The sequence below is a fragment of the Pelagibius litoralis genome, from assembly GCF_011683915.1.
Lineage (GTDB): Bacteria > Pseudomonadota > Alphaproteobacteria > Kiloniellales > Kiloniellaceae > Pelagibius > Pelagibius litoralis.
This window is the reverse complement of record NZ_JAAQPH010000007.1, coordinates 58,290-80,687: the sequence shown is the minus strand read 5'-3', so window position 1 is coordinate 80,687 and position 22,398 is coordinate 58,290. Positions and strand designations below refer to the sequence as shown.

At 60.6% G+C, this 22,398-nt stretch carries 24 protein-coding genes, 1 tRNA gene and 1 pseudogene; 16 read left to right on the top strand and 10 right to left on the bottom strand.

What is annotated here, in order from left to right; genetic code table 11:
• The 6 genes from glcE to HBA54_RS10825 form a co-directional block, all read right to left on the bottom strand.
• Positions 1-1,227 carry a glycolate oxidase subunit GlcE gene (glcE, locus tag HBA54_RS10850; RefSeq protein ID WP_167224326.1) on the bottom strand — a complete coding sequence of 409 codons (1,227 nt, stop codon included), beginning with the start codon at positions 1,225-1,227 and terminating at the stop codon, positions 1-3.
• A 15-nt stretch (positions 1,228-1,242) separates the two neighbouring features.
• The gene (locus HBA54_RS10845) at positions 1,243-2,730 is read right to left on the bottom strand and encodes an FAD-linked oxidase C-terminal domain-containing protein (RefSeq protein ID WP_167224324.1); all 1,488 of its coding nucleotides are present in this window, start codon (positions 2,728-2,730) and stop codon (positions 1,243-1,245) included.
• A 419-nt stretch (positions 2,731-3,149) separates the two neighbouring features.
• On the bottom strand, positions 3,150-3,275 hold the full coding sequence (gene ykgO, locus HBA54_RS10840; RefSeq protein ID WP_167224322.1) for a type B 50S ribosomal protein L36: 126 nt from the start codon (positions 3,273-3,275) through the stop codon (positions 3,150-3,152).
• Positions 3,276-3,400: 125 nt separating this feature from the next.
• The gene (locus HBA54_RS10835; protein WP_167224321.1) at positions 3,401-4,351 is read right to left on the bottom strand and encodes a class I SAM-dependent methyltransferase; all 951 of its coding nucleotides are present in this window, start codon (positions 4,349-4,351) and stop codon (positions 3,401-3,403) included.
• Between the two features lie 300 nt (positions 4,352-4,651).
• Entirely contained in the window at positions 4,652-4,786 is a 135-nt protein-coding gene (locus HBA54_RS29005) for a thiamine pyrophosphate-dependent enzyme (RefSeq protein ID WP_437126184.1), read from the bottom strand.
• Between the two features lie 373 nt (positions 4,787-5,159).
• Positions 5,160-5,825: a class I SAM-dependent methyltransferase gene (locus HBA54_RS10825; protein WP_205944565.1), complete on the bottom strand. Its 666-nt coding sequence runs from the start codon at positions 5,823-5,825 to the stop codon at positions 5,160-5,162.
• Between the two features lie 336 nt (positions 5,826-6,161).
• Between HBA54_RS10825 and HBA54_RS10820 the strand changes: the two genes are divergently transcribed.
• Positions 6,162-7,082 (top strand): class I SAM-dependent methyltransferase, encoded by a 921-nt coding sequence (locus tag HBA54_RS10820; RefSeq protein ID WP_167224317.1) that lies wholly within the window; start codon positions 6,162-6,164, stop codon positions 7,080-7,082.
• Between the two features lie 197 nt (positions 7,083-7,279).
• Here the strand turns inward: HBA54_RS10820 and HBA54_RS29650 are convergent, their stop codons facing one another.
• Positions 7,280-7,459, bottom strand: a complete 180-nt coding sequence (locus HBA54_RS29650) for a hypothetical protein (protein ID WP_322096027.1) — start codon at positions 7,457-7,459, stop codon at positions 7,280-7,282.
• On the bottom strand, positions 7,440-7,688 hold the full coding sequence (locus tag HBA54_RS29645) for an NAD-dependent epimerase/dehydratase family protein (protein ID WP_322096020.1): 249 nt from the start codon (positions 7,686-7,688) through the stop codon (positions 7,440-7,442). Before HBA54_RS29645 ends, HBA54_RS29650 begins: the two co-directional genes overlap by 20 nt.
• A 217-nt stretch (positions 7,689-7,905) precedes the next feature.
• Between HBA54_RS29645 and HBA54_RS28695 the strand changes: the two genes are divergently transcribed.
• From HBA54_RS28695 to HBA54_RS10760, 12 genes and pseudogenes are all read left to right on the top strand, one after another.
• On the top strand, positions 7,906-8,142 hold the full coding sequence (locus HBA54_RS28695) for a helix-turn-helix domain-containing protein (protein WP_205944564.1): 237 nt from the start codon (positions 7,906-7,908) through the stop codon (positions 8,140-8,142).
• Between the two features lie 181 nt (positions 8,143-8,323).
• Positions 8,324-8,512, top strand: coding sequence for a hypothetical protein (locus HBA54_RS28690; RefSeq protein ID WP_205944563.1), 189 nt, complete (start codon positions 8,324-8,326; stop codon positions 8,510-8,512).
• 324 nt (positions 8,513-8,836) lie between these two features.
• Entirely contained in the window at positions 8,837-9,613 is a 777-nt protein-coding gene (locus tag HBA54_RS10805) for an ABC transporter permease (RefSeq protein WP_167224315.1), read from the top strand.
• Between the two features lie 11 nt (positions 9,614-9,624).
• Positions 9,625-10,830, top strand: coding sequence for an ABC transporter ATP-binding protein (locus tag HBA54_RS10800; RefSeq protein WP_167224313.1), 1,206 nt, complete (start codon positions 9,625-9,627; stop codon positions 10,828-10,830).
• Positions 10,752-11,786: a sulfotransferase domain-containing protein gene (locus tag HBA54_RS10795; RefSeq protein WP_322096019.1), complete on the top strand. Its 1,035-nt coding sequence runs from the start codon at positions 10,752-10,754 to the stop codon at positions 11,784-11,786. Before HBA54_RS10800 ends, HBA54_RS10795 begins: the two co-directional genes overlap by 79 nt.
• Before the next feature lie 9 nt (positions 11,787-11,795).
• On the top strand, positions 11,796-12,554 hold the full coding sequence (locus tag HBA54_RS10790) for a class I SAM-dependent methyltransferase (protein ID WP_167224309.1): 759 nt from the start codon (positions 11,796-11,798) through the stop codon (positions 12,552-12,554).
• 29 nt (positions 12,555-12,583) lie between these two features.
• The gene (locus HBA54_RS10785; RefSeq protein WP_167224307.1) at positions 12,584-13,705 is read left to right on the top strand and encodes a glycosyltransferase; all 1,122 of its coding nucleotides are present in this window, start codon (positions 12,584-12,586) and stop codon (positions 13,703-13,705) included.
• A 33-nt stretch (positions 13,706-13,738) separates the two neighbouring features.
• Positions 13,739-14,398: an FkbM family methyltransferase gene (locus HBA54_RS10780; RefSeq protein WP_167224305.1), complete on the top strand. Its 660-nt coding sequence runs from the start codon at positions 13,739-13,741 to the stop codon at positions 14,396-14,398.
• Between the two features lie 10 nt (positions 14,399-14,408).
• Positions 14,409-15,557 carry a glycosyltransferase family 4 protein gene (locus HBA54_RS10775; protein WP_167224303.1) on the top strand — a complete coding sequence of 383 codons (1,149 nt, stop codon included), beginning with the start codon at positions 14,409-14,411 and terminating at the stop codon, positions 15,555-15,557.
• Complete coding sequence (locus HBA54_RS10770; RefSeq protein WP_205944562.1) at positions 15,547-16,368, top strand: class I SAM-dependent methyltransferase; 822 nt, start codon at positions 15,547-15,549, stop codon at positions 16,366-16,368. Before HBA54_RS10775 ends, HBA54_RS10770 begins: the two co-directional genes overlap by 11 nt.
• 10 nt (positions 16,369-16,378) lie before the next feature.
• Positions 16,379-18,187 (top strand): glycosyltransferase family 2 protein, encoded by a 1,809-nt coding sequence (locus HBA54_RS10765; protein WP_167224301.1) that lies wholly within the window; start codon positions 16,379-16,381, stop codon positions 18,185-18,187.
• Positions 18,188-18,361: 174 nt separating this feature from the next.
• Positions 18,362-18,798 (top strand): annotated as a pseudogene (locus tag HBA54_RS10760) (IS6 family transposase); the annotation flags it as partial.
• Positions 18,799-19,051: 253 nt separating this feature from the next.
• Here HBA54_RS10760 and HBA54_RS10755 read toward each other — a convergent pair.
• A tRNA-Val gene (locus tag HBA54_RS10755) sits at positions 19,052-19,126 on the bottom strand.
• Positions 19,127-19,271: 145 nt separating this feature from the next.
• Positions 19,272-19,631, bottom strand: coding sequence for a response regulator (locus HBA54_RS10750; protein ID WP_167224299.1), 360 nt, complete (start codon positions 19,629-19,631; stop codon positions 19,272-19,274).
• Between the two features lie 252 nt (positions 19,632-19,883).
• Between HBA54_RS10750 and HBA54_RS10745 the strand changes: the two genes are divergently transcribed.
• The 3 genes from HBA54_RS10745 to HBA54_RS10735 all read left to right on the top strand — a co-directional run bounded on the left by HBA54_RS10745 (position 19,884) and on the right by HBA54_RS10735 (position 22,329).
• Complete coding sequence (locus HBA54_RS10745; RefSeq protein WP_167224297.1) at positions 19,884-20,795, top strand: N-formylglutamate amidohydrolase; 912 nt, start codon at positions 19,884-19,886, stop codon at positions 20,793-20,795.
• Positions 20,792-21,352 (top strand): GNAT family N-acetyltransferase, encoded by a 561-nt coding sequence (locus HBA54_RS10740; RefSeq protein WP_322096018.1) that lies wholly within the window; start codon positions 20,792-20,794, stop codon positions 21,350-21,352. The genes HBA54_RS10745 and HBA54_RS10740 overlap by 4 nt, the downstream gene beginning before the upstream one ends.
• A gap of 344 nt (positions 21,353-21,696) precedes the next feature.
• On the top strand, positions 21,697-22,329 hold the full coding sequence (locus tag HBA54_RS10735; RefSeq protein WP_322096017.1) for a lytic transglycosylase domain-containing protein: 633 nt from the start codon (positions 21,697-21,699) through the stop codon (positions 22,327-22,329).
• Positions 22,330-22,398 lie beyond the last annotated feature (69 nt).

Below are 22,398 nucleotides of genomic sequence, written 5' to 3'. Positions count from 1 at the left end.
TTACAGCCCCGCGTACATGCGACCGGGATTCAACACGCGGCACGGATCGAAACCGTCCTTCACCCGCGCCGAAAGCGCCGCCATGGCCGGGTCCTGAGGATGAAACACGGGCTCTGCCGCGCGCACCTCCAAAGGGGCGCGGATCAGGGTCGCGTGCCCACCGCCCGGGCGTAGCACATCGCGGATACGCCCCGCGCCGGCGTCCCCCTCGGCCGAGAGGGCAAGCCACACCAACCCGCCGCCCCAGTCGTAGAAAGCTTCCCCCTGACCGATTGCGGCCACCACCTCCGGCCCCTCGCTGGGCGCAACGGAGATCCGCCAGACGGCGCGTTCCGGCCCCTTATCTTCCTGAACCCAAAGCGGCCTGACGTCGCGCAGTTCCTGCCAGAGCGCCAGGGAGTTCCGACTGTGCAGTTCCTCGGTATCGCCCAGGTCCGCCAATTCGCGGCGCAGCGCCGCACAGCGGTATTCGACCGAGGGGCCCGGCCCCTCCAGCCTGATGGCGGTCACCGCGCCGCCGGCCTCGGCAACATAGGAAACCGCCGAGCCTGCGGCCAATCCCGCGGGCAGATGCGCCGCGCCGGAGACTTCGTGCGGCGAACCCAGGGCGCGGCTCATGGCCTTCACCGCGGTCGCATCGTCGAGGCCGAGAACCAGCACGGTATAAGTCTTCTGCGGCCGTGGCAGAACCTTCAGCGTCACGTCGGTCATTACCGCCAGAGTACCGTAGGACCCGCAGAGAAGTTTGCAGAGATCGTAGCCGGTGACGTTCTTGACCACCCGCCCCCCTGACTTGAAGATCTCACCGCGCCCCGAAGCCGATTCCACGCCAAGAAAGTGATCGCGCGCCGCACCGGCCTTGATGCGCCGCGGGCCGGAAAGATTGCAGGCCAGCACGCCGCCGATGGAGCCGCCCCCAGCGGCACCACCCAGCAGCGGCGACAGGTCGACGGGCTCAAAGGCAAGCATCTGGTTCTTCTCGGCGACCGCCGCCTCGATCTCCGCAAGGCTGGTGCCCGCCCGCGCCGAGAGCACCAGCTCTTCGGGCTCGTAAAGCGTGATCCCGGTAAGCCGTGAGAGGTCCAGGCTGTGGCCTGCCTGCACAGGACGGCCCAGCGCGCGTTTGCTGCCTCGACCGATGACCTCAAGCGGCTGCTGCTCCGCGGCCGCCCAGGTGACCGCTTCGACCAACTGATCGCTGTTCTCGACGGCGAAACTCGACTCCATCGATAGCAATCCTTCCTAGAAGCGCGGCAGATCAGGGAAGGGCATCTTGCCTCCGCTGATATGCATACGGCCCAACTCGGCGCAACGGTGAAGTTGCGGGAAGACTTTGCCGGGATTGAGCAGCGCTTCGGGGTCGAAAGCGCATTTCACCCGCTGCTGCTGCTTCAGGTCGATCTCGCTGAACATGGCGCCCATGAGGTCGCGTTTCTCCACACCCACGCCATGCTCGCCGGTCAGGACACCGCCGACCTCGACGCAGAGTTTCAGGATATCCGAGCCGAAGTCCTCGGCGGCCTCCAGCTCACCCGGCTTGTTGGCATCGTAAAGAATAAGGGGATGCAGGTTGCCGTCGCCGGCGTGGAAAACGTTGGCGACCCTCAAGCCGTATTTCTCGCTCATCTCGCGCATGCGCCTGAGCACCAGAGGCAGCTGGGCGCGGGGAATCGTACCGTCCATGCAGTAGTAGTCCGGGGAAATCCGGCCGACCGCCGGAAACGCCGCCTTGCGCCCGGCCCAGAAGGAAAGCCGCTCTTCCTCGTTCTCGCTGATCCGGCTGGTCACCGCACCATGCTGCTCGGCAATACCGGAGACCTCTTTGATCAGGTAGTCGACCTCCGCCTGCGGGCCGTCGAGTTCGACAATCAGCAGCGCGTCGACATTCAACGGGTATCCGGCATGGACAAAATCTTCAGCGGCGTGGATGGCGGGCCTGTCCATCATCTCCATGCCGCCGGGAATAATGCCGGCCGCGATAATCGCCGCCACCGTGTCGCCGGCCTGTTCGGCTGTCTCGAAGCCAAGCAGCAGCGCCCGTGCCGTCTCCGGTTTCTTCAACAGGCGGACAGTGACCTCGGTCACCACACCCAGAAGTCCTTCGGAGCCGGTCATCAGGCCGAGCAGGTCGTAGCCCTCAGAATCCAGGTGCTTGCCGCCGATGCGCAGGACCGTGCCGTCCATCAACACCATTTCCAGACCCAGCAGATTATTGGTTGTCAGGCCGTACTTCAGGCAATGCACACCGCCGGAGTTCTCGGCGACATTGCCACCGATGGTACAGGCGATCTGGCTGGACGGATCGGGAGCGTAGTAAAAGCCCTCGGACTCGACGGCCTTGGTGATTCCCAGGTTGGTCACCCCCGGCTGCACCACGGCGCAGCGGTTGTCGAAGTCGATATCCATGACGCGGTTGAACTTGCCGAGCCCCAGGATGATGCCATCGGCCAACGGCAGGGCACCACCGGACAGCGAGGTTCCCGCGCCGCGCGGCACCACTTTCACACCGCGCTCCTGGCAACATTTGAGGATCCGGCTGACCTGCTCGGTGGTTTCCGGCAGCACCACAATGAGCGGCAGCTGCTTGTAGGCGGTCAGGCCGTCAGATTCGTAAACTCTGAGTTCGTCCTCATCGACGATGACCCCCTCGCCCGGCACAATGACGCGCAGCGCGGCCACGATATCGGACTTGGCTTCGATGATCGTCTGGTCGGGATCGGGCATCTTCATGGCACTGCTCTCCCCAGAATGGGCCCGAATCGCTAACGAGCCCGCTATTCCTTATCGTCTTCTCACGCCCTCGGGGTTCTTGACTGCCCCGGCTTGCTGTCCCCTGGCCACCGAAAGATGAATCTGGATCGAGTCATCCGTCGCCAAAGGTCCGCCAAATTGGTAATACCAATTTAGAAGACTATGGCCCGCGTCCTGGGGTCGGTCAATGCCTGACGTCGATAAGCGGCGCAAAAGCAGGGAAATTCGAACAAACCGGCCCAATCTCCAGACCAGCGCGGGATGCTTCGACCGTAAAGCAAGCGGTCTTACTGTGGATAAACGCAAGGCCGCGCCCCGGAAGGGGGCGCGGCCTTGCAAAATCCGTCATTCAGTCCGCCGCAGAGGCATGCCTTCCAAGGAAAGCCGCCCCGGACAGATCAGCCCTGGCGGGCCTTGAATCTGGGGTTCTTCTTGTTGATCACGTAGACGCGACCACGGCGCCGAACCACGCGGCAGCCTTTGTCCCGCAATTTCGCGGTCTTGAGAGAGTTAACGACCTTCATTTCTCTATCCTCATGAGCCGCGCCAGCTTGGGCAAAGGCGCGGAAAGCCGGGAAGATAAGGACCAGGACTGGGGCTGTCAAGCCCAGGGAAACCGCCGGGGTAAGCCGCCCCCTATCACCCTCCCCTACCAGTCCGAGAGCATCTTCTCCCCTTCTTTTTTCAAGGCGTGGAAGCGGCACAGCCTCAGCGCGCCACTGTCGATTGCCTTGGTCCGCCGGGTCCAAAGCTCCACCGCCTCTTCAACAGCATCCGATGTCGACTTGTCCATTTGGCGTCCCCGCAGACTGGAGAGGAAGTTGGCCCAGCTGGACGTGATGATTTTGTGGACGTCGTCGGTAATGTCTTCCTTGATCCGGATGTCCAGCCGCGCCTCGGTAAGGGCAGCCTCGTAGTCCTTGATGGTCCAAAGATGAGGGGTCTCGGGCTCGCCCTTGGCCCACTCCGCCAGCTGTTTTCTGTTGGCGCCTTCGGCGAGGACATAGTCGGTAAACAGCAGTTGCCCGCGCGGCTTGATCATATTGATGATCTCGGCCAACAGGCGTTTCTTGTCTTCCACCAGAAAAAGCGCCTCTTTGGAGAAGACGCAGTCGATCGACGACTCCCGGAATTCGTAGTGATCCACGTCGAAATAGTGGACCGGGGCCCGCTTGGCGAGCCCGGCCATGGTGGAAAGCTCCATGCCGGCATCCGCCACTTCCCGATCCGCTTCCAAGCCCGTCATCCAGATATCGAAGTGTTCGGCGATGACGCGGGTCGCCCCGCCAAGCCCCGCGCCGACCTCGATCACCGTGTGGGCGGGATCCAGGGCAAAAGGCTTCACAAGCTTCAGGATGTAGGCCGCATCGCCGGGGCCGGCCATGCCGTCGCCCCAGATTTCCTGCATGATCTCCAGCCGTTTGGAGAGCCACTCGGGCGAACCGGGCTCCGGTGCAGGCAGATCGCCGGATTCGAATGGAATCAGCTTTTTCTCATGCAGGGTGAGGTCATAGCCTTCCCACCACGCCTTGAGACGCATCCAAAAGGGGATGCGGGCCTTCGTCGAAGCCAGGGGGCCAGAATTGGCGCTCTGAGCCATTTGATTCCTTCATTCAACCATTGGGCAACCGACGTTTCTGGCGGCAATGACAGTCGGAACTCCGCCCTTCGTTAACCTTACATAGCGAGAAATCCTTTAATCACCCTTAAGCCCCTGGCACAGCAGGCATTTCAACCGACAGGCTGAACTTGGCGGAAAAACAACCAAAGCGCGAAATAATCAGCATCATCAGACCGCTGATCGGGGGGTACCGCAGCAGGCGACATCCGCAGTTCCAGGACCGCGGGCACGCCGGCAGCCCTCGCCCGCCCGAAGGCCGCTGGACATAGGCACTTTCCGTCACGACCTCGCCGTAGCCGCCATAGGCGCGGCAAAGTCCGGATTGACGATCTCGGTCGCCGAAGGCCGGCCCGGATAGTGGCGCTCCTGATGCATGCGGATCGTTCCATACAGACCGTTGTTGCAGACCAGCACCACTGCCCCTGAGATCAGACGTCGACCTGTTCGGCTATGGCGAGAGCGTCATCGACTTCGGACCTATAACCAAAACAAAGCAGCCTTCGAAGGTGCGTCACTAGATTTAGCAGTTGCCGGCCCCATGGTGCCTCCTGGCGCTGAACGTGGATATGCTCATGGGGATAGGCACGACAGTCAGGTGATCGCAAGTTCCAGGTTCTGACGTTAATGACTCGTTCGGCCGTGGCACTGCCCGCCGCAGGAACGGAGGAACGACGTATTCGCGGCTGACCCTCGCCGACCCTGTCCATCCTGAGCATCGACAAAATCAGAAGCAGCTCCCCGCACTAGCGGCACCTTCGGCCGGGACGTTTCCGGCGAAGGCTGCGGATCAGACCGCCGGGCCGGTTGCGCCGTCCTTGCAGGCATCGAGGATAATGGAAGTATAGTTCAGCACCCCTTCACCGTTCCGCGGGTCAAAGCGCTTTGAGCGGCGGATTTTACCTTTTGCGGGGTCCCACTCCGTGAAGTGAAACGAACCTTCTCTGTCGAAGTGCTCTAACGGCACAACACGGAAACCGGCTTCCTCGAAGACCGCCGCAAAGGTCCTATGATTGTACAGAACCTTGTGATCGTGCGCCCCATCACCACTGCCGCTGGGCCGTACCGAAGCGATGTAGTCCGGATCGGGATGAAAGCCGTCGGGAACCGCCACCCGCAGGTAGCCGTGTGGCCTCAGATATTCGAAGCAGCGCCTTGCAGCCTCCAGACCGTCTTCATAGGTGAGATGCTCCCAGACGTGCTCGGAAAGAATGACATCAATAGAGCCCTTCTCGAAATTCTTCTCCCAATGGGCCGGCGCCAGGAGGTTCAAGTACTCTATGTCGGTTCCGATCCAGCCTGGCTCGAAGAGGCCTGCCGAGCCGATGACTAACCGCAGCGGGCGTGCATTCTTTGCGTGCCTAAAACGGCCCTCCGCACGACGCAACTTGATCCATCTATGCGCCCGTGCCGCGAATTTATTCAGCACCGGCACCCGCTTGACAAGCTGCCTCACCGAATTTCCCAAAGAGCGCCTTCCCGCAGACATGGCCGGTTCCTGACGGGTTTCGCCCGGCACGTGAGACGTCGCGCGCAGGCACCGCGGCTACACTAGTACTGGCCCGTTCCGTCGTAAACCCGCAAAAGGACATCCGAGACATGACGTTGGTTGCGGCGATCTGCCCGGAGTCGCCGTTGCCAAGCGTCGCATTCGGCCCTTGTCACCCCAGTCGCCATCGTTGCCGAGTCTCTGTAGCTGGCGCTTGCTTGTTCTGCGGTGGTAAGGCAGAAGGAGGGCCGCTGCGGCACGCGGGGCGAGGCGCGAGCTGGCGGAGTCCTGGATGTGATGACGATGACGCGTACTACCCTCAACAAAAGCTTGAACGCTGATCTCGCACTGAGATGGCGCCAGCGCCCTGCCTGGTACACCCTTAATATTCTCGAGCAACTACGGCCAGGCCAGCCCGGCTGCCCCCTCGTCGCCCTCAAGCCGCGCAGTATTGCCTATCCATCGGACCACACGACGGCCGTCTGCTCCCCGTCCCGCGTTTGGTCAAACCTCTTCTGGCTCTCCCTGGATGCAGACGCGCTGCGCTCCACTCTGGGCGGTCTGCGGGTCTTCGAGGTCGGCTGTGGCGACGGACGCTATGTTGAGTTCTATGAGAGGGCGTTCGGCGCGCTGGAAAGCTACTGCGGTATCGATCCGCGGCCGCGTGACAGATGGAAGGAAGCGAAGCCTGGGTGCAGCTTCATCCAGGCGACGGCGGAGCAGCTCGGGCCGGAGATGCTCGGCGACAGCAACTTGATCGTCTCGCAAAGCGCAATCGAACACATTCCAGATGATGTCGGCCTCTTCCAGACGATCGGCCACTGGGCGGCATCGGAAGTCCGCCCGATCGTTCAATGCCACGTGTTGCCAGGCTCCAGCATGTGGCGACAGTACGGGCCGCACGGCTTCTCCGGATACTCGGGCCGGGCGCTGCGGCAGCTGATCGCGGCAGTTCCAGAAGCCTCTGCCGCCCTCTGCTTGCTCGGCGGTCAGAAGTCGCAGCAGGTGCACCACCGCTTCATCTGCGACATGCGCGTGGGCTCCCGCCACGACCGGCGCGCGGCGGAAACGCCGGCCTATACAGAGGCTCTGCTGGCGGCCATCGACCAGGACCTCCACCGGCCACCACAGTCTCTCGGCCAGGCCTGCTTCCTGGCCTTGGTTCTAGTGCACAACAGCCCGCTGCAGGCGGTGGAACTTGTTCCCCGCCAGACCGCCGAGTGACGCGGCGGTTGGCGCTCAGCGAGCGTTCTGGCGCCTCTCCCAGTCAAGGGCCGTTCGCAGGATCGTGTTGAGGTCGTCGTACCGGGGCGCCCAGTCGAATGCGGCTAGCAGCTGGCCGGGATCAGCCACCAGCGTGGCCACATCGCTCGGGCGCCGAGGCACGAGGCGGACGTTGAGAGAGGTCCCTGTAATCCGGTTTATGCCCTCGACGACCTCACGCACTGAATAGCTGTGGCCATAGCCGCAGTCAGGGTCAGACAGTCGCCGTCGTCTATCAGGTGGTCGAGGCTTCTCACGTGGACTTCGGCAAGGTCGGTGACATGGATATAGTCGCGAACGCAGGTGCCGTCCGGCGTGTCATAGTCGTCGCCGAAGATCTGGAGCTCGCTGCGCTTGCCGGTCGCGACTTCGCAGGCAACCTTGATGAGGTGGGTTGCCCCCGACGTCGCCCAGGTAGAAGGGCACGTCGTCCGGCAGCAGGTCCCGCCGACCCTTCACCAGGTTGTCGAGCACCACCACGCGGTTGCCGTTCTCTCGGCAGGCTAAAACGGTGTGGCTTCCGATGTAGCCCGCCCCACCGGTGATCACAACTGTCGTCTCAGTCATCGTTCTGGCTTGTGCCCCTTTGCGGCGGCGCGATTGCCGCAATTTCGACCGCCGCCGGCCAGCGAGTTTCTGTGCCGGGAGGCAAAATTGCAAAGAATCACATCCCTTTAGTGAATTCAAGGAACGTAATTCAAAGCTTGAACGTAAATACCTAGTGGTATATTAGAAGCCGGGATTTACTGCGGATGCATTAATATCAAAAGGAATTAAGTCCGACGTGGAGCTGAACCTCTTCACGGCTGTGGAGCAGGGAGAGGTCATGACGCAGGTGGCGTTGAAGCAGCAAGTAGGCGTCTCCGTGGGGCTGGTCAAGCGCGCGGTCAACAAGGGTTATGTGAAGGCTTGCCAAGTGCCCTACCGGCGTTACGCCTATTACCTGACGCCGCAGGGCTTCTGGGAGAAGAACCGCTTGGTCGCCAAATATCTCGAAACTTCGCTGTCCTTCTTTCGCTAGGCGCGCGCAGTATGTCGAGATTTTCCGGCAGGCTGGGGAAAGCGGCGTTGAGGAGTTCGTCCTCGTCGGGGAAGGTGAGCTCGCGGAAATCGCATTGTTGGCGGCCTAAGGCCAGCAGATCTCGGTCCTGGTCGTAGTCGGCGAGGAAACCGGGTCCGGGCTCTGCCACGGCGTCCCTGTGATGACTGACCTCAGCCAGGCCGGAGCCTTCGACGGTATCGTCGTCACCGACACCCGCGACCCTCAGAAGACCTATGAGCGGCTGCGCCAGTCCTTTCCGGCCGCGCGGATCTTCGCGCTCAGGCTGCTGCACATCGCGCCGGACCGGATGGGCCTGATCGCCGCGGCCCGCCGCACGGGGGCTTCTTGAAAGGCTTTGCTTCTGTCGCTGCAAAGGAGCGCTTCAGGTGGGACATGAGCGCTTGGCCCCTGCTGTGCGATCTGTCAAAAGAAGAGCACCCTTCACGCTCCTGGGCGATTCGGCGCTGGGAGCGGTGGCTGAGAAGAGCAACTAAAGGGAATTGGATCTTTCGTGCCCAGCACCTTTGGGCGCCTTCGCAGGTTGATCTCTCTGTCGTCCAGCGCGGGGCGGTAATCAGATGACTGAAAAAACGGGTGAAACGGCGTTTTCACCCGAATGGCGGTAGCGTTCCGAATTTCTTTGAATCACTCTATGGCAACTTGAAGCGAACGTATGGTTCACTCTGTCCACGATCCCTGGAACTGGCACCTGCTGGCAGCACTTGTCCGGCGCGATTTCAAGGCGCAGTACCGCCGCTCCTTGATAGGCCCGGCCTGGGCGCTGCTCTATTCGGTCATTTACCTGCTGCTCTTCATCGCCATCCGCTCTTTCCTCGGCATTCCCAGCGACGGCAAGCCCTATGCGATCTTCGCTGCCGTCGCCATCGTGCCGTGGACGTTCTTTTCAGGTGCCGTTGCGCGCGCTGGCACCAGCATCATGCTGAACGGCCAATTGCTCAAGAAGATGGCTGTCCGTAGGGAGATCCTTCCTACTGCCGCTATCATACTATCCTTCGTCGACTTTGCTGTGGCGTCGATCATCGTTATTGGTCTGGCGTTTTGGTTCGGTCTGACGATTGGCTGGTCGATTTTGCTGCTTCCGATCTTTGTTCTACTTCTCGCGGTCTGTGCGCTGGGCATAGGCATGATGGTGGCTTCCATCGGCGTCTATAAGCGCGATATCATTCTTGGTTTACCCTTTGTGCTGCAGATTTGGATGCTGGCCTCGCCGATCATGTACCCCCTGTCGATAGTGCCGGTCGAGTGGCGCCTGGCGTACAGCCTCAACCCCATGGTCGGCATTCTAGAGGCCTTCCGCTCGATCCTCCTGGACGGCGCGCTGCCGGACCTGCAACTGAGTCTCATGGCGGTGGCCGGCTGCGGGCTCTTGCTGCTGGTGGGGTGGACCATGTTCAAGACGCTTTCCCAGTACTTCGTAGACGTGCTGTAGGGCGACCGGTGATGTCGACGGAAACGGCCATCGAGGTACGCGGCCTTTGGAAGCGATATGGGCTGCCGATGCCGCGGCTGCTGCGCCGGGTGACGGGGCTGATCACTCGGGCCAGCGAGCGCACTGATACCCTGCCCTGGGCGCTGCAGGACGTCAGCTTCACCCTGCGCCGCGGCGAAAACCTCGGCATCATCGGCCGCAACGGCGCCGGCAAAAGCACTCTCTTGAAGGTCTTGGCAGGCGTCAGCCCGGCAACCAAAGGCGAGATCGACGTGCGTGGCCGGGTCTTCCCTATGATCGAGCTGCAGGCGGGGGCTAACCCCAACCTCACCGGGCGCGAGAATATCATGCTGCTGGGCGCGGTGATGGGCTTCAGCCCGCGGGAAATCCGTGGCCGCTACGACCAGATCGCCGAGTTTTCGGAGCTCGGCAGCTGGCTGGAGCGCCCGGTGCGGATGTATTCCAGCGGGATGCTGGCGAGACTCGGTATCTCGGTAGCACTTCACAGCGATTCAGATTTACTGATGATCGACGAAGTTTTTGGTGTTGGGGACTACAAATTTCAGCAGAAATGCATTCGATCTATAGAGCGGTTGGTTAAGTCGGAAACCATCACAATACTCTTCGTTAGTCACAGTCCCTATGCGATTCAACGACTTTGCGACAAAGTGTTGTTGCTGGATAGAGGTGAGCAAGCGTTTTTCGGGCGAACACAGGATGGGCTTGCTCAATATTTCAACGCGCATCGCCATCTCGAGCCTGTAGTAAAGTTCGGCGAACAGGAAATTCGAAACAGAGATGGAGCAGGCACATTTCGATTCGATACTATTACTTTTATGAATGAAAAACTGGAACTGACTCCTGCATTCTACACCGGACAGGCGGCAACGTTCGAATTTGGATATCGCCTAAGTTCGGAGCTCGACAACTTATCATTGAGGCTGAGGATCTTTGATAACCAGAACACCTGTGTGACTTCCCTTGTCAATAATTTTGCATCCATCCGGCCGGGAGCCGGCAAGATACTCTGCCGAGTGGATTCCCTAAACCTCATGCCTGGCACCTATTTGCTCGATCTGAAAGCGAGCAATAATCTTCTTCAAGATAGCACGCCCAATACGGTCTCGTTTTCTGTTCAATGGCCTCAGATGGGAGGTGCAATACCCTCACAACAAGGCCTGTTCTATACGCCAGCGTCATGGGCGCTCAGCAAGTGAAGCAGCCACAGATTCCCCCCAACTTGATCATTCCGGGCGGGCAGAAATGTGGGTCAAGCTCTCTGGCCTACTATCTTTCGCTTCATCCTGACTGCTGTATCTCGACACCCAAAGAGCCGTCATTCTTTTCTAGGCAGGACAATCTCCGTGATCTGTCCTCTTATGAGCGATTTTTTCGACAGTGGTCCGGGCAGACTATTCTCTTCGAGGCGAGTACCGGATATTTGTTCGAAGAGTACGCTGCGACGCGTATACGGAATCACCTCAATAGGTTGAAGATTGTTATCATCCTGCGTGACCCTCTTGGCCGGACTCTTTCAGCCTATTTGCATCTCAAGAAACGGTACGATGACTTAAGGGGATTCGAGGAGGTGTTTGGGGGACTACCTGTTTCGCCTGCGGCTGCGTTTCGCGAGGAGGAAAGGCGAATAGAAGAGGCCATATCTACCAAAAAAATAGATAAACAAAGGTACTCTTTAAGGTACGACGATTCTTTATGGCCATTTCGATATTTGAGAAACAGCTGGTATATCGATCCGGTAAATCGGTATTTAACAATTTTTGGTCGCGAAAACGTTCATATTGTGCTGTTGGAGGATCTTGAGAAAGATCCCCAACACACAATGCAGGGGGTATTTGAGTTCTTAGGTGTCCAACCCTACTGGAACGATTCTTTCCTTGGCGCAGAGAACTCCACCATCCTCCCTCCTTTGGTGAATCTGTACGACTCGGTGCCGCCACCCGGGTTCAAGCGGATGCTGGAGACGATAGTCAGAAAGGCCAGCATTAAACGTCCAAGCGTCAAGAGGCATCGCGAGATTAAGGGTCGCATTTTCCCAAATCTCCGATCCCTACTTGGGATGCAGCTAAATGAACTCGAGCTTGCGACTGGAATGAATTTGCGTTGTGCTTGGGATGCTGACCTCGACATGATGAAACTGCCTAGATCGCAATAGAGGACCGCAATGGACGCTGAGAAAGAGGCTCTTACTGAAGAAAAATTCAAGCTTCCGTACCACTGGATCCGTGATCCACTAATTAGGGACTCACTTGTTTATTTTGGCTACGTCAAGATCGTGGTCGATCTCTTGCGAGGCGAGAAAAAGAAAGTCGCGGACTTTGGGTGCGGGGACGGGAGGATTAGTGCAGAGCTGGCATCACATGGGCATAGTGTCAGCGGATTTGAATTTTTCCCGCATCTTGTCCGATATTGTGAGGTGCTTGTTAAGTCGGGAACATTTTATTGCTTTGATCTAACAAAGCGAATGACTGAAGACTGGAGCGAGCATTTTGGTCGATATGATGCCGCTATTGCGATTGAGGTGTACGAACATCTTCCTCCTGAAAAGTGCCCAATACTGCTCGAGACAGTAAAAAAAGTGCTTAAGCCCGGGGGGGTATTGGTCCTCTCCGTTCCATCGCACGCGATGCCATTTAGTAAGCTGCACTATCGGCATTTCAGTGTTGAGGATATTCACAAAGAGATTGCGGGGGCAGGTTTCAAGATCGACCGGACTGTGGGTCAATATGATATTAAGAGAACGGGCGAGAGTTTCTTTTTTAGGAATTACATTGAGCGTCTGGCGGACAATCGGTTCATTAGGTTCAAATACTTCTTTGAGAAAAGGAAAAGGTATTTTGGAAGAGAGCTTAATGCAGTGGAGAACTTGTCCGACGCGGCCAGATACATTGTAGTGGCTCGAAAGCCTGAATCAGGTGGCTAGGCGTCAAATCAATCGATTCTCAGAGTACAATGAACATCCTTGTGGCTTCAGCCTACTCCGCTGACTCGCGCTTCGCCCATGCCATCAACACAATTAAGATGGCCGACGGTTTCGCCAAGCTCGGCCACCAGGTGATAGTGCTCTGCCGCCGCCCAGCCGCTGGACCAGTTCCGATCAGACAGCTACAGGAGGATTTCGGGATCGAACACTGCATAGACTTCGTGCAGCTGCGCCCCCGCTTTCTGGGCCGGGCCTTGAACCCGCACAGCCATTTCGGGTTTCAGGTCCTCTTGCAGGCCTTGGGGATGAAGCCTGATCTCGCCTACTGCCGCAATTACGTGGCGCCGGCTTGGCTGAGCCGTCTGGGAATCAACGTGGCCGCCGAGTCGCACGCGCACCCGGGCAATCGTTCGGCGCCCCTGCGGACGATGGTGGCCGCGGCAGCGAGGAACAAGACCTTCCGCAAGATCGTGACCATCGCGCCGGTGCTGCGCGATCACTTCGTCGAGCTCGGCGTGCCTGCAGAGAAAGTGCAGGTTTTGCCCGATGCGGTGGACCTCGACATGTTCCAGCGGCCGGAGGGCTATTGTCGGACAAGTAATGCCTCCCGCCCACGCATCGTCTATGCCGGCCATCTTTACGACTACAAGGGGATTCCCACGATCCTGGAGGCGGCGGCTCTTGTGCCCGACTACGATTTCGTGTTGATCGGCGGTACTGAGAAAGACAGCGCCCGGCAAGCTGTCCGGGCGGAGGAACTGGGCCTCGGGAATGTTGAATTCCTAGGCCTGCTGCCGCACAGTGCCGTACCGGCACAGCTCTGGGAGGCCGATCTTCTACTGCTGCCGCCCTCGGCCCAGCATCCCAGCGCCAAGTGGACCAGCCCAGTCAAGCTGGGCGAGTATCTCGCCTCCGGCACACCGGTTGTGGCGACGCGGATCCCGGCCCTGGAATACTGGCTGGCGGAGGACGAGGTGGTCTTCGTCGAGCCGGATGATCCAGCATCCCTGGTTCGCGGGATCGAAACCTTGCTTCGCGACGCTGAAAAGACCCAGTCTGTTGCTGACGCGGGCTTGCGGGCCGCGCAGAAGTTGTCCTATCAGGAGCGGTGTCAGCGTATCATCGAGGCGAGCTGTCCCAATGCGGTTTAGTAACTCATACCGATCATGGCGGGAGACGTCGGCATGACTCTGTTCAGCCGTGTGAAGCGGCTTTTGAACCGTCTGCAGCGCAGGCCCGCGCTCAGCTCGCAGGGCAGTGCCATGGATGCCTTTCTGCAGGCGGCGGCCCGCCTGGGGCCCGGCGATATCGCCATTGACTGCGGGGCCAACGTCGGGCGCTTCACCCTGCCGCTGGCGCGCAGCGGCGCCACGGTCTACGCCTTCGAGCCGAACCCGGATGCCTTCGACCGCCTGTCGCAGGACTTAGCCGCTTTCGACAACGTCCAGCTTCATCAGAAGGCGGTTGCCGAGGCGGCGGGCACCATGAAGCTCTACCTGCACGAGTTCGCGGAGGACGACCCGTTGAAGTGGTCGACGGGCTCTTCACTCTTGGCCTTCAAGGGCAATGTCCGGGAAGATACCTTCGTCAGCGTTGAAGTGGTCGACCTGGCCGCCTTTATGGCGCAGCTGGATAAGCCAGTCGCCTTGCTGAAGATGGACATCGAAGGGGCGGAAGTCGCGGTGCTGGAGCGCCTGCTGGAGCGCGGTCTGGAAAACCGGATCGGACAGGCCTTCGTCGAGGTACACGACCGCAAGATGCCGGAACTGGCGGAACGGACCAATCGCCTGCGGGCGCTGCTGCGTAAGCGCGGCTTGACCAACTTCGATCTCAATTGGCACTAGGTCGCACAACGTGAGTGTTGGCGGGACTCATCTCTTCCTCTTCATGACCGAGGGCATGTCCCTGGCGAAGTGGCGTGACCTGGGCATGCTGAGGCGCGAGATAGCGCTCTACGAAAACCTGCGCCCCCACCTGGCGGGGATCACCATCGTCTCCTACGGCGATCGGGAGGACGCGGCCCTGGCCTCGGCCTTCTCAGGCATCGATGTGCTTTGCAACCGCTGGGGCTTGCCGCAGGGCATCTACCGCAGACTTCTACCCGGCCTGCTGAGGCGTGCGCGTCGGGGGGCGGCGGCCTACAAGTCGAACCAGACCAGCGGCGCGGCCCTGGCACTGTCGCTCGCGCGCAGGAACGGGGCCTGCTTCTTGGCTCGCTGCGGCTACATGCTATCAGACTTCAAGCGGCGTGCCGAAGGCAAGGATTCGGCAGCCTACAAGAATGCCCGGGCGCTGGAGCGGGACGCCTTCATCGGGGCCGACCGCTGTGTGGTCACGACAGAGGCAATGAAGGATGAGATCGTCGGCTATGGCGTGCCCAGTGACCGGGTTTCTATCGTACCCAACTACGTGGACACCGCCCTGTTCAAGCCGTCGCCGCCGAGCCACGACGGGCGCAGGCGGGTGGCCTTCATCGGTCGTCTCACCGCGCAGAAGAATCCCCTCTTGCTGATTCGGGCACTCGCGGGGCTTGAGGCCGAGCTCGACATTGTCGGGCAGGGCGAGCTGCGGGCGGAGATCGAAGCAGAGGCCGCGCGCTGCGCGGTTGCCGTGACCTTCCACGGCAACCTACAGCATGAGCGACTTCCGGAGATCATCAACACCGCAGGCCTGTTCGTTCTGCCGTCTCACTACGAGGGCCATCCCAAGACCCTTCTTGAGGCCATGGCCTGCGGCGCTGCCGTCGTCGGAACCGATGTTTCTGGCATTCGCGAGGTGATCGATGATGAGAAGACCGGGCTTCTCTGCCGTCCGGAGGCGGACGCGCTGCGCAGCGCCATTGCCCGCCTGTTGGACGACGCGGCGCTCAGACGCCGCCTGGGAGAGGGCGCGCGGGCCCACATCGAGGCGAAGATGTCGTTGGACAGGATCGTAGAGTTGGAGCTGGCCGCCTATCAGGCAGCACTGGCGCAGCGCACGAAGGACGCACGACTTGGGGCTTAAGAAGCTGGCCGCCAGAATCCTGGGCAAGGGGCAGCAGGTGCCGAAACCGGACCTGCCGGCGCATCCCTTCGGAACCGAGCCCAGGGCGAGCCGGGAGCGCTACTTGGAACTGCACCGCGCGGCGCAGAGCGTCGCCTATCCGGAAATCGATGCGGTGGAGGAGAAACTGGGCTTTGCCATCGACCGGCCATGGATGGAGGAGCTGGCGCTCCATACACAGGTAGTCGTTAAGGAAAGCAGCCTGAACTACAACCACGGAAGGCTGCTTTACGCTGCGCTGCGGCGCTACCTGGCCGGTCACGACGGCAGCCATGTCGTGATTTTCGAGACCGGCACGGCCCGCGGCTTTTCAGCCCTTTGTATGGCTTGCGCCCTGCAGGACGCCGCGGTGCCAGGCTACATCGTCACTGTCGACATGCTGCCCCACGAGCGGCCTATCCTATGGAACTGTATCGACGACCACGAAGGCCCTAAAACTAGGCAGCAGTTGTTGTCAGCCTATCCGGAACTCCTCTCCCGGATTGTGTTCCTGCAGGGGCGGAGCGACGAAGCAGTCGCGACGATAGGCCTCTTGCGGGTCAACTTCGCCTTCCTGGATGCGACACACAGCGAGGTGGACGTGAGGCGGGAGTTCGAATTCGTCAGCGCGCGTCAGCGAAAAGGCGATGTCGTGATACTCGACGACGTTACGCCTGCTGCCTTTCCGGGCGTGGTGGCGGCTGTCGAGGCCATCGAGGCTGGTGATGACTACGCCGTCGAGCGCATCGTCGCTTCCGAGCAGCGCGGCTATGCCATCGCAAAGCACCGCTGAGGGACCAGGAATGGCCCGGCAGCCCAAAGTCTCAGTGGTGATGAGCGTCTTCAACGGGGAGACCTTCCTCGCGGAGGCGATCGACAGCATTCTTATCCAGAGCTATCGCGATTTCGAACTCTTGGTCGTTGATGATGCCTCGACCGATGGTACCGCCGCTATCCTGGCGGACTATGACGATCCGCGTCTGCGTATCGTCACCAACGAGACCAACCTGGGCTTGACGCTCTCATTGAACCGCGTCCTGGCTGAAGCGCGCGGAGAACTGATCGCGCGCCAGGACGCCGACGATGTCTCGATAACAGACCGCCTTGCCCTCCAAGTCGAATGGCTCGACCGTCACCCGGAGGTCGGCGTGCTCGGCTCGGAACTGGAGATCGTCGATGCAGAGGGCAAATCGCGCGGGTCTTTTGGCGTGGCGACGGAGCACGCGGAGATCGTGTGGCGCATGTTCTACGGTCGGGTGCTGGCCCATCCCAGTGTCATGTTCCGGGCCGAGTTGGTGAGGGCGGTTGCCGGATATGATCCGGATGTGGAGGTCGCCCAGGATCTGGAACTCTGGACACGCCTGGTCGGTAGGACCTGCTTTGCAAACCTGTCGCGGCCTCTGGTGCGCTACCGTACCCACTCTGGCGCCGTTTCGGTGCGGAAGGGGGAAGCCCAACAGCGTTCCGTTCTGGCGGCCAGGGCGCGCCTGGCGGAAGCGCTGCTCGGGCGCCCAGTGACGGCGGCCGAGCTTGCCGCGCTGGCCACTACCCTTGCCGGTAGTGCCCACCCGCGCGGCATGGAACTCGCAGGCGTACTGATCGCCGCGCTTGAGGCTAAGGGCGCGGTGACATCGACGGAAGCAGAAGTTCTGGCCGCCGACCTCAAAAAGCGCTCGCTCGGCACGCGTCTCTGGGGCCTGCTGCGTTGGCGGCTTCAAGCGCTGCGCAGGAAGCTGAGTGTGACTCCACACGACGGCAAGGCGCACGGAACGCAGCGATCCAGCGGATCGGGGGTCACGGTGGTGGTGCTGACTTATTTCCGCCCCGAGGGGCTCAACGCGCTCCTGGAGTCCCTCGCCGCGCAGGAATTGGGCGAACTGGGACTTGAGGTGATCATCTGCAACAATGCACCGGGCCGTCGCCTGGGTGGGCTGCGATTCCGGCGGCGTCTGGAGGCCCTGGCGAACGTCAAGGTCATCGACTCGAGTTACAACTGGGCCTGCTCGGTGCGCTACGCCTTCGCGGCCATGGCGAAGTACGAGACGGTTCTTTTCCTGGATGACGATTTCACACTTCTCGACAACAGCCTCATTGCACGGATGTACGAGCGGTTTCAGCGCCTGGCGCCACACGACATCCTGTCCTTGTGGACCACCATCTGGGCGGAGTGGGACGACACGGGCTTTTCGACGGTCTCGCTCACATTCATGAACGACGAAGTGTCCGAGCCCGTGGAAGTCGATACCGTGGGGCCCGGCCTGTCGATGTTTCATCGCGACACTCTTCTCGACCCGGAGGTCTTCGGCACCATCATGAGTCCGCCTTTTCCGAAGGTCGACGACATGGCCTTCGGAATCGTGACCAGCATGAAGCTTGGGACGCGAAAATACTTCATGCCCTGCTACGGCATGCTGCGCAGTCACAAGCAGACGCGCACCAAGGCCCTGGCCACGCGCAGTGGGCGCTACGATGACCTGCACGCCTATTATAAACAGGTCTTGGCGGAGGGCTTCGAGCCGTTACTGGTACGCCAGGCACGGGATTGTCCCGGCGAGAGCACCGTGGAGCAGAAGCTAGCCCGCCGCCTGCCACCACAGCGATTCCGATGGTGATGGCGGGCCTGATAAGCCGGCTGCTACGCCGCTTTTGCCGCTAGAGCATTTTCTGACCTGTGTGAATCTTAGGGATTCCCTTTTGCTTGGATTTCTGATTCAAGATACAGGCTGGTTAAGGAGGTCAGCTTGCATGACGAAACCTCTTTCAGACGATTTGCGGCATCGCTTGATCGCCGGATGTTTTTGTGGCGCGCTGTCGATGCTGAAGGCGAGGTACTCGACATCTTGCTCCAGCCGCGGCGAGACAAGTGTGCTGCCAAGAAACTGATTCGGAAACTGCTTAGGAAGCAGGGCATTTCACCAACTGCAGTCGTGACTGACAAGCTACGTTCCTATGCGCGGCGTTGGGAGATCTCGGACTTAAAGAACGCCACGAGACAGGCGGCCGACTGAACAATCGTGCTGAGAGTTCCCATCAGCCGGTGCGGCGGCGAGAGCGATCGTGGATCGGCTTTAAGCGGCCAGGATCGACGCAACGATTTCTCTCTACCCACGCCGTCGTCTACAACTGCTTCAACCTCCAACGCCACCTCATCTCCAGACGCACACTCAAAACCTTCCGAGATGTGGCATTCACCGAATGGCGGATCGCTACCCAGACTGCGTGAAACAGACATATTCTCCCGAATCCCTATATTCACTTCGGGAAGATGTGACAGTGCCCTTCGAATCCGTACCCAGCCCCAACCAACAACAAACGCTTTGGGATGGAGGATTTCGGAACCCGCTCTCGCGAGCGCTGCAATCGATTCAACCAGCGCGCGGGCCCAGATTTACTCAAAAATTCAGATTTGCACCCGAATTGCACCCGAAAGACCCGGATCGGGCCTCGGCAAACTTCAGCTAAGCCATTGAAAAGAATGGTGGGCGTACCTGGGATTGAACCAGGGACCTCCTCGATGTCAACGAGGCGCTCTCCCGCTGAGCTATACGCCCTCTCTTATCGGCCCGGAAGCAACCGGCAAACGGTCTTGAAATGCCGCTTCGGACCCGATTTTCCCCACCAGTCTGCCGGGGAGGACGCGAAGTAGCATCATCCCCGGGCTTTTTCAAGCGCAGCCTGATCACCTCGCCAGGATGTTTAGGCCGTCAGCATCGATTCGACTTCTTCCACCAGATGGCGCAGGTGAAAGGGCTTGGAAAGAATGCGGGCGCCGCGCGGCGTCTGCTCCCGGTTTTTCAGGGCAACGGCGGCAAAACCGGTGATGAACATGACCCTGAGGCCGGGCTGAAGCTTGGCGGCCCGGCGGGCCAGTTCTATGCCGTCCAGGCCCGGCATGACCACGTCCGCCAGCAACAGATCGGCATGGAAGCCGTCCAGGGACTTGATAGCGTCCAGCCCGTCGCCGACAGCCACCACATGGTGACCCGCCTTGCGCAGGGCCTTTGCCAGGAATTCCCGCATCGAGCCATCGTCTTCTGCAAGAAGGATTTGCGCCATAACCCTGTTCTGCTTTTCGCACCCGAAAAGCCGCTAACAAAAACTGCCCCAACAAAAACTGCCAGGGACAGCGAAATCCGCCCGGGCCTCTTAAACTATAGGCTACCACCCTGGTGCCAAATAGAGCTTAATGGCAGGATGACTGGCTGAAAAGCCGCCAATCGACAACGCAAGCGCTGTGGTCCGGACGTCATAGGCAGCGATGGACCCCCTGTTAACCTATAACGCCGTGGAAATAAGCCCTTTAGAGATATGGACGCCATAGCGCCGAGCGCCCGAGCAAGCCAGTTCCACCCGGCAAGCCAGCCCCACGAGATCCTCTGGCCGGAGCAGCAGTCGCTGCCGCTCGTCTTCGCATCGCCGCACAGCGGCTGCGACTACCCCCCGGCGTTCCTCGCAGCTTCGCGCCTGGACCCGGTCAGCCTGCGCCAGTCCGAAGACAGTTTCGTCAATGAGATCTTCGGCTGCGCGCCGGAAATGGGCGCGCCTTTGATCCACGCCCTGTTCCCCCGCGCCTTTGTCGACCCGAATCGCGAGCCATACGAATTGGACCCGGCGGTCTTCAAGGACAAGCTGCCGGCCTATGCGAACACCCGCTCTCCGCGGGTTGCCGCCGGTCTCGGCACCATCGCGCGGGTCGTCGCCAACGGCGCCAACATCTATAAAGACAAGTTGAGCCTGGAAGAAGGCCTGGAGCGGATCCGCACCTGCTATTGGCCCTATCACGAGGCGCTGCGGTCGCTTGTCGAGCAGACCAAGGAACGCTTCGGCTATTGCATCCTGGTCGACTGCCATTCCATGCCCTCTCTCGGCAAGCTGGGGCAGGGTCGCTGCGCGACGAATCGGATCGCCTTTGTTCTGGGCGACTGCCATGGAACCAGCTGCAACGCGGCGGTTACCTCTTCGGTCGAGCGCACCCTCATGGGCAAGAACTATCAGGTGGTGCGCAACAGCCCCTATGCCGGGGGCTTTGTGACCCGTCACTACGGCAGGCCGGAAGCCAATGTTCACAGCCTGCAGATAGAGATCAACCGCCAGATCTACATGGACGAAACAAGGATGGAACGCCGCCCGGCGTTGAACGCGCTGGCGCAGGACATGCGCGACGTCGTGGCCGCCCTGGGCGCGGTGGACCCCGGGCGGCGGCGGAACGGCCAGCGGTGAGCGAAGCCCTGCGCCCGAATGCCGGGATCGTGCTGCGCGATGCACGGCCGGATGACTGTTCGATCATCCAGAAGATCTACGCGGAGCACGTGATCAATGGCGTGGCTTCCTTCGAGGAAACCCCGCCGAGCCTAGACGAAATGCGGCGGCGCCTCGATTCGGCGCAATCCCGCGGCCTGCCCTACCTCGTTGCGGAGCCGGCCGAATCCCCGGGCGCGGTTCTCGGCTTTGCCACGGTCGGTGCCTACCGCACACGCCCGGCCTATCGCTTCAGCCTGGAGAACACGGTCTATGTACGCGACGGCCAGGGCGGGCGGGGAATCGGCGGCCTTCTCCTCGGACGGCTCATCGAGCGTTGCGAAAACCTGGGCTTCCGGCAGATGATCGCCGTGATCGGCGACAGCAAGAACGAAGCCTCGATCCGGCTGCACCGGCGCCACGGCTTCGAACCGGCGGGCTGTCTGCGGTCGGTCGGCTTTAAACACGGACGCTGGCTTGATTCGGTGCTGATGCAGCGCGCCCTGGGGCCCGGCGACACCACCATGCCCAAACCCTGACCTCTCCACAAAAAGAAAGCCTCTCCGCAAAAAAAAGTGGGCCGCGACAACGCGCGGCCCAAGTTTAGGGAGGAAATGCCCTATGGAACTGCGATAGGGCCCGCCAAAGACGTTCCCATATCGCAGTGCACAATATGCGCGGCCCTCGGCAGGAATTCAACCATCTTTTCTTCAATTCATTGATTTACCTACAAATTTCTCGATATCGCCACATCCTAATTAATCGGTTCAAGCTAATTCTTTTGCGCCGCACAACAAATTCGCCCGCCGCAGCTTCCGTAACAGGGAATTGGCACGCCGGTTGCTTATACACGGCCATGAAAAATCGCGATACAGAGGGCCCGGTGAGGGCCTTTAATCTCACTGCAGCCGCCGCACTGGCCTTGGCGCTGATCGCCCTGGCAACGGCTTCCGGCACGGCACGGGCCACCGAAGCCTTTGAAAACACTTGGACTCTTTGCCGGGCGAGCGCTACCGCCGCCGAGCAGGCCTACGATCTGCCGCCCTTACTGCTGAGCGCGATCGGGCGAACCGAATCGGGACGGCGGAACCCGGAAACCCGGGAAATACTTGCCTGGCCCTGGACCGTCATGGCCGAGGGAAAGGGGCGATTCCTGCCGAGCAAGAAGGCGGCGATTGAAACGGTTGAGGCGCTGCGCGCGCGGGGCGTGCGCAACATCGACGTCGGCTGCATGCAGGTGAACCTCCATCACCACCCCGAGGCCTTCGAGGACCTGGAGACCGCCTTCGATCCCGCCCGCAACACCGCCTATGCCGCCGCCTTCCTGGCCGGGCTGCGGGAAGAGGCGCGGTCCTGGACCCGCGCGGTGGGCCACTATCACTCCCGGACCATCCTGCGCGCCAACGGCTATCGCGCCAAAGTCTTCAAAGCCTGGCGGGCGGAACGCCACCGCGCCAACCGGGAACGGCGCGCGGCCCTGAAAGCGGCGCGCGAAGCCGCCAGGGCGAAAGGCTAGAGTCTCTCGGGGTCTGACGGAACCAGCCCGCTTCCCCTGCCCCGCAAAGCAGGCCCCCTTGCCAAGGAT

Excerpts from the sequence above, each read along its gene's own strand:
- glcE (WP_167224326.1), bottom strand. The coding sequence starts at position 1,227 with ATGGAGTCGAGTTTCGCCGTCGAGAACAGCGATCAGTTGGTCGAAGCG.
- HBA54_RS10845 (WP_167224324.1), bottom strand. The coding sequence starts at position 2,730 with ATGAAGATGCCCGATCCCGACCAGACGATCATCGAAGCCAAGTCCGAT.
- ykgO (WP_167224322.1), bottom strand. The coding sequence starts at position 3,275 with ATGAAGGTCGTTAACTCTCTCAAGACCGCGAAATTGCGGGACAAAGGC.
- HBA54_RS10835 (WP_167224321.1), bottom strand. The coding sequence starts at position 4,351 with ATGGCTCAGAGCGCCAATTCTGGCCCCCTGGCTTCGACGAAGGCCCGC.
- HBA54_RS10820 (WP_167224317.1), top strand. The coding sequence starts at position 6,162 with ATGACGCGTACTACCCTCAACAAAAGCTTGAACGCTGATCTCGCACTG.
- HBA54_RS29645 (WP_322096020.1), bottom strand. The coding sequence starts at position 7,688 with ATGACTGAGACGACAGTTGTGATCACCGGTGGGGCGGGCTACATCGGA.
- HBA54_RS28690 (WP_205944563.1), top strand. The coding sequence starts at position 8,324 with ATGACTGACCTCAGCCAGGCCGGAGCCTTCGACGGTATCGTCGTCACC.
- HBA54_RS10805 (WP_167224315.1), top strand. The coding sequence starts at position 8,837 with ATGGTTCACTCTGTCCACGATCCCTGGAACTGGCACCTGCTGGCAGCA.
- HBA54_RS10800 (WP_167224313.1), top strand. The coding sequence starts at position 9,625 with ATGTCGACGGAAACGGCCATCGAGGTACGCGGCCTTTGGAAGCGATAT.
- HBA54_RS10795 (WP_322096019.1), top strand. The coding sequence starts at position 10,752 with ATGGCCTCAGATGGGAGGTGCAATACCCTCACAACAAGGCCTGTTCTA.
- HBA54_RS10790 (WP_167224309.1), top strand. The coding sequence starts at position 11,796 with ATGGACGCTGAGAAAGAGGCTCTTACTGAAGAAAAATTCAAGCTTCCG.
- HBA54_RS10785 (WP_167224307.1), top strand. The coding sequence starts at position 12,584 with ATGAACATCCTTGTGGCTTCAGCCTACTCCGCTGACTCGCGCTTCGCC.
- HBA54_RS10780 (WP_167224305.1), top strand. The coding sequence starts at position 13,739 with ATGACTCTGTTCAGCCGTGTGAAGCGGCTTTTGAACCGTCTGCAGCGC.
- HBA54_RS10765 (WP_167224301.1), top strand. The coding sequence starts at position 16,379 with ATGGCCCGGCAGCCCAAAGTCTCAGTGGTGATGAGCGTCTTCAACGGG.
- HBA54_RS10750 (WP_167224299.1), bottom strand. The coding sequence starts at position 19,631 with ATGGCGCAAATCCTTCTTGCAGAAGACGATGGCTCGATGCGGGAATTC.
- HBA54_RS10745 (WP_167224297.1), top strand. The coding sequence starts at position 19,884 with ATGGACGCCATAGCGCCGAGCGCCCGAGCAAGCCAGTTCCACCCGGCA.